Source organism: Flavobacterium sp. KH_035, assembly GCF_057839565.1.
In genome coordinates this window covers 2,880,869-2,893,492 of the sequence record NZ_CM174492.1, presented here as the reverse complement: position 1 = coordinate 2,893,492, position 12,624 = coordinate 2,880,869, and the positions used below count along the sequence as shown (strand labels likewise).

Sequence of the window (12,624 nt, the reverse complement as noted above, 5' to 3'; positions counted from 1 at the left end):
AAAACACAAAAATAAATTCCGTCAGAAAAATAATAAATTTGTTTTACGCAAAAAACTCCAAAATAGAATCATATTAAAAAACTATGTTTTTTACCAACATCAATTTTATAAAAGAATTTTAAATACCTTTGAATTATGAGCGCAGCAACCAAACCAAAACACATTGGCAGAAACATTAGCCGAATTAGAGAGCTTAAAGGTATGAAGCAGGAAGCACTGGCGATTGCAATTGGCTTAAGTCAGCAATCTGTTTCTAATTTAGAGGCGAGTGAAACGATTGAAGATACAAAGCTTGCCGAAATTGCAAAAGTATTAGGCGTTACCGTTGAAGCTATTGAAAATTTTTCAGAAGAGAACGTTATAAATTATTTCAATACTTATTACGACACCAAAGACAGTGTAATTAATGCAGGAAATAATTCAGGTGAACATTCAAATAATTATTGCACATTCAATCCTCTTGATAAAGTAGTTGAACTTTACGAACGTTTGGTTCAGGCTGAAAAAGACAAAAATGAATATTTAGAAAAATTACTAAAAGGAAAATAATTCCTCACAAATATTAATTTTACAAAAGCACAAATATCATTTTATTTTGTGCTTTTTTTATAAACTAACCTATGAAAAAACTAACCATTCTTTTATTTCTGATTTTACTTTCCTTTACAAACAAAGTAAATGCTCAAAATGCTCAAGCAATTTTTCTAGACAACCTCGAATCATTTGAACGATTAGCAAACAATGAAAATGAATCTATAAGCCTGAACAAAGTTTACGAAGCCCGAAAGTTTCTAATAGACATCACCGGCATTACCTACAAAATGGAAGAGGTATTTGATATGCCTGTATTTCCGCCTGATAAAACTATAAAAAAGTGGAGATCTTGGTTTGAAAAAAATAAAGATCTTTTATATTATGACGAAAAAGAGAAAGAAGTTAAAGTAAGAAAAAAGTAAAAAAACTATTTTCGCTCAACAAACCTACCTCCATAAAACCATGAAAATTACGATTGCCCTATCGGTATTATTTTTATTACTTACTACTACTTTATTCGGTCAGACAATTGCCGATTTAAAATTATAATACAAAAAGATTCCTTTAGTATCGTTATTAACCTCAAAATCGATAAATACAAAAACCTTATCACAATTAATAAAATCGAATGGAATTAGGAATTTTCAAAAACTTCTGGGGCGGACAACCAAATCACCTACCTTTCTTAAACCTTATAAGTTATGCAGAAGAGCCAAAAGAGTTCAACTTAAAATTTAGTATCTCCAAACTAGAATCGATTATTCAAAATAATTCTAAAGAGTCGATTACAGACAGTATCAAACTTTTGCTTGAACATGAAGATTGGAGACTGCATTTGGTTGCTTCAATTGCATTATTAACTCTGAAACAAACAACTCGCGAGAATTTAACATCCTATTTTTGGCAAAGAATTAATAAAGGTTCGTGGGTTAGCCCACAAATACTAGTTACACTATCATTTTCTGATATTGAATTCAAAGAAAAAGGCAAAAAGATCCTAAGTGAAGGCTTAAAAATAGATTATTCTGTTTTGTCTGAAATAGAACATCACGTTTCCAGAGGTGGTACACCAAAAAGTATAGCTGAGAAAAAAGTTATTGCTTCGTTAGATTATCTTTTAAATAACATTGTTAATGACACTTCTGATAATGATGCTGGTGGTTCAATCTGCAAAGGTTGGAAAGAAAATTTAGATAAATTGATACAACAAAATACTTTCAAACTCGAACAATTTTAAGCCCTAAACCATGAAAATTACGATTCCCCTGTCGGTATTTTTTTTATTACTTACTACTACTTTATTCGGTCAGACAATTGCCGATTTAAAACTAAAACCAAAAGAAATCCCCAAAGGTTATACTTTAAACGATGGTAATATTTGTATTACTCCACAAGCCTGTACTTTTTATAATGATATCGAAACCTACGCTAGCATTGTTGGGACTTTAAAAAGTAAAGCAATTCAAAATTTTAAAAGTAAAACTGATCGTGGATCTGTAATGTATTTTGAATTTGAACACACTTTTAAAGGAGATCGATTTCTGCAAGGCTTGCTTTGGGGAAAAGACGGTCAGCCAACTGACGAACGTCCGGAAGAATATCTAGCGAAAGGAAAATTTCTAATTATCTGGAACTTTCATCCTAGCAGTGTCCTCAAAGAAAAATCAGAGACCAAAATAGAGACTATTTTACAATAAGAAAAAAACAGAGTTTATCTACAATTCAAAACTCCTTAATACTTTGAATTTTACAACATAACTTGGTCTCAATGAAAAACTCTTTTTTATTAATTTTAATCATAACAATTAGATTCCCGACAGCTTTTAATTCTCATTCTTTCCAGAGTTTCTTGCGAAGATTTCTCCTCACGTCGAAATGACATACTTTGTGTTTAAAGTTTCATCAAAGCGCTACGCAATCTTGTCATTTCGATCTAAGGAGAAATGACAAGATTGAAAACAGTTAGGGCTTGACATTTAAATAAAACAAAATCCTATCTTCAAATACAAATAATTTAATATCTTCCCTAAGAACTTCCAAAACCTACAAAGATGAACTTTGAAGTTGTTAACATACGTAGAATAGACTCCACAACAGGAATCTTCAAATTACATGAAGATTATATTCTTTCGTATGATCATTTTGATGGTTTTTCTGCAAGAATATTAAGTTTAGGAATTTACATCGATATAATTTTTGAATGTAAAGTTGAGGTATCTTTTTTTCTAGAAGGTCGCGACGGATATGAAAAACAATTTGAATGCGAAATACCAACCCAAATTAAAAACACAATTTTAGAAATCCTGAATCTTGACTCTGTGGTGCTAAAGAATTATTACGCAGATATGTTTTTAGAGGACGAAACCACACAGGATTACGTTATCAATCATTCCGGAAAATCGCATAATGTTACAATAGGAACTTTACTTAAAAAACTACAGCCTGAAAATCCATCAGAAGAATTATTTTTTGTTCTAATTGATCTTTTCAAGAAATGGCGGGAACAAATTTATCAGGAATGTCTAAAGGAATCAACGACATCGAATCAAGTCAATGCTACCGATAAGCCAAATACTCGCGTTAAGCGGCGAAATTTCTGAAGTTGCTAAAGAAATAATTAACAAAACACAAAAATGAACAGACAAGGAGCAGTTGGAGCATTGCTTGACATCTACGAACAGGCAATTTTAGATCTTACCAACGTTATCAAAAGTATTCCGGATAATGTTTTGACCCACATCATAGACGAAACAACAACAAGCGAAGATTGTAAATCCATACAAAACATTCTCTCTCACGTAGTAAGTTCTGGTTATAGCTATGCTATCAGTATTCATAATCTGAAAGGGCACAATATGCAGCGACCTGACAAAATTTTTCATGTCACCATTGCCGACTATCTGAAAGATTTAGCGAATGTTTTCATCTTTACCGAAAATGTTTTTCGAGAAATTAAAGACAATGAATTAGAACAATTTGACGACTCACTAAAAATAAAAACAGGTTGGGGACAATTGTACGACATTGAACAAATTACAGAACATGCGATTGTACATATCCTTCGGCACAAACGACAAATTGAAAAAATAAAATCCAGTCAATTGAACTAGAATTTTCTATAACTTCGCTTACAATAAAAAATAGCCCCAAACAAAATGAAAAATAAATCAAACCCCGTTGTTTATTTTGAAATTCCGGTAGCCAACATCGAAAGAGCCATACATTTTTATTCGGCAGTTTTTAGTTTTGAATTTGAACGGGAACGTATTCATGATAATGAAATGGCTTTTTTTCCGCTTACCGAAGGTAATAATGGCATTTCGGGAGCTTTGGCACAGGGAGAAATATACAATCCAACCCTAAACGGAACTCTTGTGTATTTTAATACTGAAGATATTGAAGAAACGCTGAATCTGGCTGTAAAAAATGGTGCCGAAATCTTATTTCCAATAACCTCAAATGGTGAATTTGGTTGGGTGGCAGAGTTTAAAGATTGTGAAGGAAACAGAATTGCGCTACACATGAGAAAAAAAGAATAATTTAAGATAGAAAACAAATCCATTCCTGTAAAATTGCTCCTCTTCAAAAAAAATAATCTTAAACAAAATAAAACCTCTTTCCCTTTATTCTAAAAAACATCAAAATGAAAATCCAAATACGAATACTAGTTTACGCAATACTATTCTTTTTATACCTTACTTCAACTTCCTTTTTACTTTCTCTGGGAGAAATCTTAAAAACGGATCCCTATATCACACTCGGATGTGGTTTTGCGATTCTAAATATCATTTACTCCTTTTTGGGATTAAAATGGAAACCTGTGCTAAATGTAATCTGCTCTATTGTAATTGCAGCATTGTCACTATTCTTAGCTGTTCAGTTTGCCAACTTACATCTGCTTTCCAAATACGATCCTTATTTAGTTAAAACGGCTATATTCACCAATGCTGTTCTATCAATCCTCTTTTGGGAAATTGTATATCAGGTGAAAATTAGGAAAACAAATTAAAAACAGAAAATTAAATTATCTCTTCTTATCGATAAAAGGCAACATGATAATCTTAACTATAACTTCAAAAAGATTTTTTGTTAAAAAAAGAACATTAAACAAGAAATAATCACTAAAAACAGCTTACTTTTTAAACATTATTCTTAAAATTTATCATATTTTAGCAACACCAAAAATTCAAAGACAAATAAACCAGAGCCATTATAAAAGAAATGATGGAATTAAAAAAACAGGTAAAATGAAAATAAAAGTTTTAGTTTTATTATTTCTTACGATTGCAAAAGTGAATGCTCAAATAGTTACTGAAGAAATTAATTTTAACAATTTTACTTCTACAACTGATAACGATTTATCAAACAAGTTTGCAAAACCACTTCCAGAGTATGACTATCAACAAAGTAGTGATGGAAACAATGGCTATTTTCTAACAACCAGTTTAGATGGTGCAGCAACAAGACCTTTAAGATTATGTTCTAAGTTTAAAGGTGTAGACACCGAGACCATGACTCTTTCGATAGACTACAAAACTCAATTTTATCTTACTGCAATAACGGATTATTACAATTCTGTTGGCTTTTTTATAGCAAAAGAGGACGGAGAAACTGTTTTATCAGCTAAACTTTCAAATTCTGACAATAGATACGGCAAGAACTTAGATATAACTGGATTATCTGACCCAAATCCAACTTACAACCCTTCTTTTACCCAAAGTGATATCGTAAATAATAATTGGTACAGACTAACATTTGAGATAACCAAAATTGGTACAAGTAAGTTTTCTATTACTGCCAAAATATTTGATCTTGGCTTAAATGGGACATCAAACCCTGTTTTGAAAGTGACAAATAAAAAAGAGGGGTATAACTACTACTTCAACTCGAATAACACTATGAACATTCATATTGTAGGTGCTCGTTGGGGAGATGTTAAGTATCTTGATAATTTCAAAATCTCCGGATTTAAAAATGGGAGTAATTGCGAAAAATTATCCAATGAAGATTTTTTAAGCGAAAAGGAGATTATTGCTTATCCAAATCCATTTTACGATCGAATTCTGACCAATAAAGAAGTTACAAAAGTTAATATTTATAATTTAAACGGTCAACTGATTTCATCCTCTTCTAATATAAATAAAGAAATAGCTGTTGAAAAATTAGCAACCGGAACCTATATATTTGAAATTTTTTCGAATGATGGAGTTCAAAGAAAAAAATTAATAAAGAAATAATAGTGATTACACCTATTATTTGTTCTCATTTTTTTAAATCTCTCAAACCATATATTTGTCGATAATACAAGTACATCTATTCCCTTTTGAGTAGCCAATTTATGCTTTAAAACTAGATTTCCAAAAATATGCTTCTTTTATCAAGAAGACTGACTTTAGCCTAATTGAAATTATTCCAATTGGGCTATTACTGTTTTCTGGAGCAATTTTAAAACGAAAATTGTATTCAGAAAACAGTCCTATCTGATTAAATCAGCTTATTCCATATAACATACTATTTCAACGTGTCGGAAACGTATAATATCTATCAGTATTAAATTTCACATTTGAGAATTTCTACAAATTATACTCTTTAAAACTTCTTAAACTCCGTTTCTATATCTTAGCTATTCCAAAAATCACATTTTAAAAACATGAAATTTAATATTTTTCTCCTCTCTGCCTTTGTTTTTATCTCTTGCAAAAAAGACCCCAAAACCGAAGTTACAAAAGCGCCAACTGCGGTAAAAGATAATGTTCAGGTGTCTGACGAAAAAGAAAATCACAACAACACAGATACGATTGTAATTTCGGCCAAACATAAAACGAACAAAATTACATGTGATTTGGATGGAGACGAAAAAAATGAAACGATTGAAATTGTAAGAGGCACAAAAAGTGGTAAAAGCGGTTTCCGAATTGTTTTCGGAAATAGAACCCAAACAGATTATCTCGGAATGGGAACCACTGTTCTTAATCAGGGTTTTGATGAAATCGACTGGGTCGGAGTATTTGAAAAAGCTCCAAAAGGAGAAATCTACTGGAATAATGTAAATGATGATGGAGAGATTATGGGCGACGAAGAAATAAAAGAAGAAGATAAAATCAAACTCCCAAATGACGGAATCTTTATTCATGCCGATGAGAGCTGCGGAGGCGGGATTATTTATCTTAAAGACGAAAAATACAACTGGATTCAGCAGGAATAAATCAATTTTTATTATAGATTCTAAAAATATTAAAAGATAAAAACACTGTAGAAATTGTCAATCGCTCTACAGAAACTATTTGAAACGGAACCTGGATTGCCAACACCAATTACAAGATCTGGTTTGGAAAATTGCTGCAACTCCCGTAAAAAAACTCAATACTATCTCATTTTAAGCCGTGGTTTTTCGGTTTTAGATCTTATCTATTCCTTCTTTGATGAAAACGGCGACACTTACCAATGTCCTTTTGCTTATTATTTTTTGGAAAATTATCCCCAGGTTAAAATTAAAAAATAATGAGACCCTAACCATGTATTAGACACACTGCTGCGTTTGTGTCTACGTTAAAAACGATGCAAATAAAGTCATTAAACATTCTCGCTGAACATCTGAATCTGTACAGGCTCAATAGTATGTGGACGTTTCTGCAATTTATAAATTTAAATTTCATAAATTTATTATCCTAAAATTTTAGCAATTAAAATCTAATATTTTAAAAAAACATCTTATGAAAACTAAAAAAATATGGGCAAATTTAGGCGTAGAAAATTTAGACCGAACAACTAAATTCTACAATGATTTAGGTATTACACCAAACGGTCACAATACAAATGAAGAACTCCGAAGTTTTATTTTTGGCGACGACAATTTCATTATTCATTTTTTTATAAAAGAACGTTTTAAATGGGCCGTCAACGATGAAATGGCCGACCTTAAACTGGGAAACGAAATTATTTTCTCGCTTTCAGCCGAAAGCAAAGAGGAAGTAGACCAATGGTTATCTGACGTAAAAAATGCAGGAGGCGTTATTTTTGCTGAACCTCAAAATTATAACAAAGGTTATTTCTTTGGATTCTCTGATCCGGATGGTCATAAATTTAATGTACTATATTGGCCGGAGTAAAACATAAAATTCCAATCGATTGTTTTTATTTTTTTTTACAAAAAACCTATATATTGTATGTGATGTCACTTCGACCAAAGGGAGAAATCACATACCAATATTCCACAAACTATAGTTCTCCTTTGCGCATATGTCTTCATGTGATTTCTCCCTTTGGTCGAAATTACAACACAGCTATCGAAAGTTCTTTCTGAAAACTAAACTCTATTAACTAGCCCCAATGGAAGCGGTATCCTTTTTTGCCGGGTTTCGGCAAAAAAGATTTAGCGTACAGCGGGACTGAAGGTTATGATAAAAATTAAAACTTCTGCTTCTTAAATTAAAATCACAACTTCTAATTTGTCTAAAAAACAGATATCTTTGCTCCTTTAAAATCAATTGTCTTTAGCATGAAAAAAATCACTATACTGTTTTCAATATTATTTTTAACTCTGTCCTCTTGTGGTGTAAAAACTACTCAATCAATGCTTAGCGATGGAAATTATGATGGAGCGATAGACCGTGCCGTCGAAGCTTTAAGAACCAAAAAAGATTCTAAAGGAAAACAAGATTACGTGTATTTACTAGAAGAAGCTTTCGCAAAAGCCAAAGACAGAGACTTGCGTAATTTGGAGTTAATGATAAAAGAAGCAAATCCAATAAATGCCGAACGCACTTACAATACATACATGCAGTTGAACAATCGTCAGGAGAAAATCAGACCATTATTGCCTCTGCAACTGTTGAAACAAGGAAGAAGCGCCACATTCCAGTTTGATAATTATACGAATCAGATCATAAGCAGCAAAATTGCATTGTCGAGGTATTTGTATGAAAATGCGTCTGCACTTTTAAAATCAAATAACAAAATGGATTTTAGAAAAGCCTACGATGATTTTTTCTATTTGGAAAGTATTAGTCCAAACTACAAAAACACCAAAAAACTGATGGACGATGCACAGTTTAAAGGAACCGATTTTGTAGATGTATATGCTACAAATGAAACCAATATGGTCATTCCCAAACAGCTACAGGATGATTTGCTGGATATTAAAACCTACGGACTAAATGATAAATGGACCGTTTATCACAGCCTTAGACAAAAAGGAGTCGTTTACGATTATAGTTTGATTGTAAACTTTGTACAGATCAATATTTCGCCTGAGCAAATCAAAGAAAAAGAATTCATCAAAGAAAGACAAATCAAAGACGGTGTAAAAACGCTTCTGGACAGCAGAGGAAGACCCGTTAAAGACAGTCTGGGCAAAGAAATAAAAGTAGACAATTACAGAATGCTTCGTGCAAATGTATACGAGTTCAGACAATTTAAATCTTGCCAGGTTACAGCAAAAGTCGATTATGTTGATTCAAGAACAAACCAGTTACTTCAGTCCTTTCCTGTAAGCAGCGAATTTATTTTTGAGAATATTTACTCTACCTATAAAGGAGACAGAAATGCCTGTGAAGATAGTTACATCAGCTATTTCAACAAACGCGTGGTCCCATTCCCAAACAACGAACAAATGGTGTTTGATACAGGAGAAGATCTAAAAGCCAGATTGAAAGATATTATAGTTAGAAATAAATTCAGAAGATAAATTGGTAACAGTCAGAAATAAAGCTAAGTAAAAAACAATGATAGAAAAATTCGACCGAACCACTCCTGAAGGCGCCGTAAAATATTTTCGCAGCTGTATTTTGAATGGAGATCCACAAGGAGCTTTAAGTTGCTTTGATAAAGAAGCTGTATATATTGATAGAGACGGATCTGAAATTAAAGGTTTAGAAAATATCGAAAAAGCCATGCTACACCTCTGCAACTGGAAACCTGAAATAAAAGGCAGCAAACACAAAGCAACAATTGTGGGCGATCAGGCAGTTTGGATTGATAAATGGTCAATGAAAGCCAAAACACCCGATGGAAATCCTATTGAGATGAGCGGCGCAACAAGTTGTTTGATGCAACGCAACGACAACGGAATTTGGTTATGGCTGGTCGACAATCCTTTTGCAGCAGAAATTCTTGAAATCTGATTTTTCCATTATTTTAGGATGTGACGCCCAAAAAATTGTCGATATAATATTGTTCGCCTCGAGTAGTACTTTTACTAAACTATAAATTTGATATCAAATGAAAAAAGTAACAATTCTATTTTTAGTATCATTTTGTTTCACAGGCTGTGTTACTCAATCGCAGACAGCCAAAACTTCTACCGTTATGACAAAGCAGCAATCTTATCCAAAAGCATTAGTTGATTACGACGATTTTAAAAATCTTGTTACCGAAGTCGAAAAGGCAAGAGCAAATCATTTGGTGAGTCTTGACCTTTTTCTTAAAATGAGTCAGGAAGACAATACCATTATTCTGGACACGCGTTCTGACTTTCGTTATAACCGAAAACATTTAAAAGGGGCTATTCACCTTGATTTTACCGACTTTACACAAGAAAATCTTCATCAATTAATTCCTGATCCTAACACCCGAATATTGATTTACTGCAACAACAATTTTAATGGTGACCCAATAGATTTTGCATCTAAAATGGCCATTCCTAAAAGCGCCCCTGAGTCTCAGATTTTAGCCAATAGAAAGCCTGTCATGTTAGCGCTGAACATCCCTACACATATTAACCTTTATGGCTACGGCTATAAAAACATCTACGAACTCGACGAATTGGTTCATGTAAACGATACCAGAATAAAGTTTGAAGGAACCGAAGTAAAGTAACAATTTTGCTCCATATTCAAACTCTTTTTTGAGGCCATTTACTTTACCTATAAAGGAGACAGAAATACCTGTGAAGATAGTTATATCGACTATTTCAACAAACGCGTGGTCCCATTTCCAAACAACGAACAAATGGTGTTTGATACAGGAGAAGATCTAAAAGCCAGATTGAAAGATATTATAGTATAGGAATAAATTTAGAGGATAATCTTATAGCAAAAGCCCTGGGTAAAAAGTAATTTAATTCTTCTTAATAAGAATTTAAAATTCTATTTTTACTGAAATTTAATCCAAATAGATATATGAAAAAAATTACTTTTAGCTTATTATTGGCTCTTTCTTTTTTTAAAATTACTGCACAAGTTAGTTCTTATGAGTTTTCTCAAAGTGTTGGTACTTATACAAAAATTACAACTGGTATTGTTTTAGGAGTTACTAGAAATGAAGATTATAATTTTGTAGATGCAGGAAATCCTGGTGGTGGGGCGGGACAAACCGGACCGGGATTCCCTATAGGTTTTGATTTTACTTTTAACGGAATTGTTTTTGACAGAGTAGGAGTTTCAACTAACGGTTGGATTTCGTTTGGACAAAGTTCACTTACTCCTTCAGTTGACATGGGAACGACTCCAAGCACGCACCTGTATTCTATCTTATCGTCTACTTATACTTCAAATCCTCCTTATTTAAGAAACAGAATTGCTGGATTACATGCTGATCTAAGCGGGGTCATTAATCAAAACATACCAAGTTTGAATTCAAATTTAAGAATTGCAACCATTGGAGTGGCACCTAATCGTTCCTTGGTTGTACAATGGGAAAATTATAGCTACTACACACCTAGTGACTCTAGTTTTGATTTCCAAATTATATTACATGAAACGTCAAATATAGTCGATGTTGTTTATGGATTCATGCGATTTACTTACTCTGGTTCGTCTTGTCAAATTGGATTAGGCGGTACTGAGAGTACTGATTATAATAACAGAACAACCTTTGGAAGCAATAGTTGGAACTCTACAGTAGCTGGAAAAAGTGTCAGTCATACTTGCTCAACAAATCAGCCAACTATTAAACCAACATCGGGTACTACATTTTCATGGAAACCAAAAACTTTAAGCACGCCAACTTTCAACGTAGCAGAGCTTGCTGTTTATCCAAATCCTGTAACAAATTTTTTAAATTTAAATTACCAAAATAATATTGAAAACATAAAAATATTCAATGTTCTCGGTCAGGAAATAATTAATAAAAATATAAATGCAAATAGCGACCAAATTGATATGTCACAAGTATTACCAGGAACCTATATCGCAAAAATTTCAGTCGACAAGGCTGTGCAAACTTTTAAAATTATAAAAATTTAATTTCTCCTTTTATTTGATTCAAACACCATAAATCTAATATATATCCAATTTATAAAGACGCACAAAATGCGTCTTTATCTTTTAAGTTAATAAAAAATGTAAAAAAGCACTGGTGTACCAAAAAGCTGCATGTATTCACAACTGATTAGTTGTGAATACATGTTTAAAAAAAAGAAAAGAGATATTTTTCAGGCAATTGCCGATCCGACCCGAAGAACCATCTTTAGTTTTGGTTGCGACCAATGCATTAACGCCTAATGCTATTGCTAAGCAATTTAATACTATCAGACAAGCTATTTCTAAACATATTAAAATTTTAAATGAATCTGAATTACTGGACGAAAAAAAATGGGACAGGAAATTTATTATCAGCTCAAAATTGACAAAATGAAAGAAGTTGACCAATGGCTTGAACAATTCAAGAAAATATGGAAAAGCCGTTTCTGCCAGATGGATCAAGTATTAATGAATCTAAAATCTAAAGAAAATGAAATCTAATCTTTTAATGAATTTTTCCGTGGACAAAGAAAACAGCGCTGTAATTGTAAAACGCGAATTCAATGCATCACTTGCTCACGTTTGGTCAGCATGGACAGAGGCTGAAATACTGGATCAATGGTGGGCACTCGCTCCCTGGAAAGCCAGAACAAAAAGTATCGAGTTTAGAGAAGGAGGAAGAAGACTCTTTGTAATGGTTGGGCCTAAAGGCAAAGAACATTGGGCTATAGCCGATTTTACATCGATAACTCCGAAATCAAACTTCAAATATTCAGATGCTTTTAGTGATAACGAAGGCAATTTAAATACAGATTTCCCAAGCTCTGATTGGAATGCCAGCTTTTCAGAAAAAGATAACTTAACGATAGTAGACAATTGCCATCAAACATGAAAACTTTTCTGATCTGGA

Annotated in this window: 16 protein-coding genes and 1 pseudogene; all 17 read left to right on the top strand. The window is 32.6% G+C overall.

Features of this window, described 5'->3' with window-relative positions:
- Positions 1–135 precede the first annotated feature (135 nt).
- The gene (locus tag AC3IS6_RS11845; protein ID WP_489159560.1) at positions 136–549 is read left to right on the top strand and encodes a helix-turn-helix transcriptional regulator; all 414 of its coding nucleotides are present in this window, start codon (positions 136–138) and stop codon (positions 547–549) included.
- A 71-nt stretch (positions 550–620) separates the two neighbouring features.
- Complete coding sequence (locus tag AC3IS6_RS11840) at positions 621–956, top strand: hypothetical protein (RefSeq protein WP_489159559.1); 336 nt, start codon at positions 621–623, stop codon at positions 954–956.
- Between the two features lie 206 nt (positions 957–1,162).
- Positions 1,163–1,771 (top strand): hypothetical protein, encoded by a 609-nt coding sequence (locus tag AC3IS6_RS11835; protein WP_489159557.1) that lies wholly within the window; start codon positions 1,163–1,165, stop codon positions 1,769–1,771.
- A gap of 10 nt (positions 1,772–1,781) precedes the next feature.
- A complete protein-coding gene (locus AC3IS6_RS11830; protein WP_489159555.1) occupies positions 1,782–2,231 on the top strand; it encodes a hypothetical protein in 450 nt (149 codons plus the stop codon).
- A gap of 354 nt (positions 2,232–2,585) precedes the next feature.
- Positions 2,586–3,134, top strand: coding sequence for a hypothetical protein (locus AC3IS6_RS11825; protein ID WP_489159554.1), 549 nt, complete (start codon positions 2,586–2,588; stop codon positions 3,132–3,134).
- 33 nt (positions 3,135–3,167) lie between these two features.
- Positions 3,168–3,644 carry a DinB family protein gene (locus AC3IS6_RS11820; protein WP_489159552.1) on the top strand — a complete coding sequence of 159 codons (477 nt, stop codon included), beginning with the start codon at positions 3,168–3,170 and terminating at the stop codon, positions 3,642–3,644.
- Between the two features lie 45 nt (positions 3,645–3,689).
- Entirely contained in the window at positions 3,690–4,073 is a 384-nt protein-coding gene (locus AC3IS6_RS11815; RefSeq protein ID WP_489159550.1) for a VOC family protein, read from the top strand.
- A 104-nt stretch (positions 4,074–4,177) separates the two neighbouring features.
- Positions 4,178–4,543, top strand: coding sequence for a hypothetical protein (locus AC3IS6_RS11810; protein WP_489159549.1), 366 nt, complete (start codon positions 4,178–4,180; stop codon positions 4,541–4,543).
- 238 nt (positions 4,544–4,781) lie between these two features.
- Positions 4,782–5,771 carry a T9SS type A sorting domain-containing protein gene (locus AC3IS6_RS11805; RefSeq protein ID WP_489159547.1) on the top strand — a complete coding sequence of 330 codons (990 nt, stop codon included), beginning with the start codon at positions 4,782–4,784 and terminating at the stop codon, positions 5,769–5,771.
- A gap of 413 nt (positions 5,772–6,184) precedes the next feature.
- Positions 6,185–6,739, top strand: a complete 555-nt coding sequence (locus AC3IS6_RS11800) for a hypothetical protein (RefSeq protein WP_489159545.1) — start codon at positions 6,185–6,187, stop codon at positions 6,737–6,739.
- A 508-nt stretch (positions 6,740–7,247) separates the two neighbouring features.
- Complete coding sequence (locus AC3IS6_RS11795) at positions 7,248–7,643, top strand: VOC family protein (protein ID WP_489159543.1); 396 nt, start codon at positions 7,248–7,250, stop codon at positions 7,641–7,643.
- Between the two features lie 389 nt (positions 7,644–8,032).
- Positions 8,033–9,220 carry a hypothetical protein gene (locus AC3IS6_RS11790; RefSeq protein WP_489159541.1) on the top strand — a complete coding sequence of 396 codons (1,188 nt, stop codon included), beginning with the start codon at positions 8,033–8,035 and terminating at the stop codon, positions 9,218–9,220.
- Positions 9,221–9,257: 37 nt separating this feature from the next.
- Positions 9,258–9,656 carry a YybH family protein gene (locus tag AC3IS6_RS11785; protein ID WP_281922078.1) on the top strand — a complete coding sequence of 133 codons (399 nt, stop codon included), beginning with the start codon at positions 9,258–9,260 and terminating at the stop codon, positions 9,654–9,656.
- Positions 9,657–9,753: 97 nt separating this feature from the next.
- Positions 9,754–10,350: a rhodanese-like domain-containing protein gene (locus AC3IS6_RS11780; RefSeq protein ID WP_489159539.1), complete on the top strand. Its 597-nt coding sequence runs from the start codon at positions 9,754–9,756 to the stop codon at positions 10,348–10,350.
- Between the two features lie 302 nt (positions 10,351–10,652).
- The gene (locus AC3IS6_RS11775) at positions 10,653–11,717 is read left to right on the top strand and encodes a T9SS type A sorting domain-containing protein (protein WP_489159537.1); all 1,065 of its coding nucleotides are present in this window, start codon (positions 10,653–10,655) and stop codon (positions 11,715–11,717) included.
- A 159-nt stretch (positions 11,718–11,876) separates the two neighbouring features.
- A pseudogene (locus tag AC3IS6_RS11770) lies at positions 11,877–12,215 on the top strand (ArsR/SmtB family transcription factor).
- Complete coding sequence (locus tag AC3IS6_RS11765; RefSeq protein WP_489159535.1) at positions 12,205–12,606, top strand: SRPBCC family protein; 402 nt, start codon at positions 12,205–12,207, stop codon at positions 12,604–12,606. The pseudogene AC3IS6_RS11770 and the gene AC3IS6_RS11765 overlap by 11 nt, the downstream one beginning before the upstream one ends.
- Positions 12,607–12,624 lie beyond the last annotated feature (18 nt).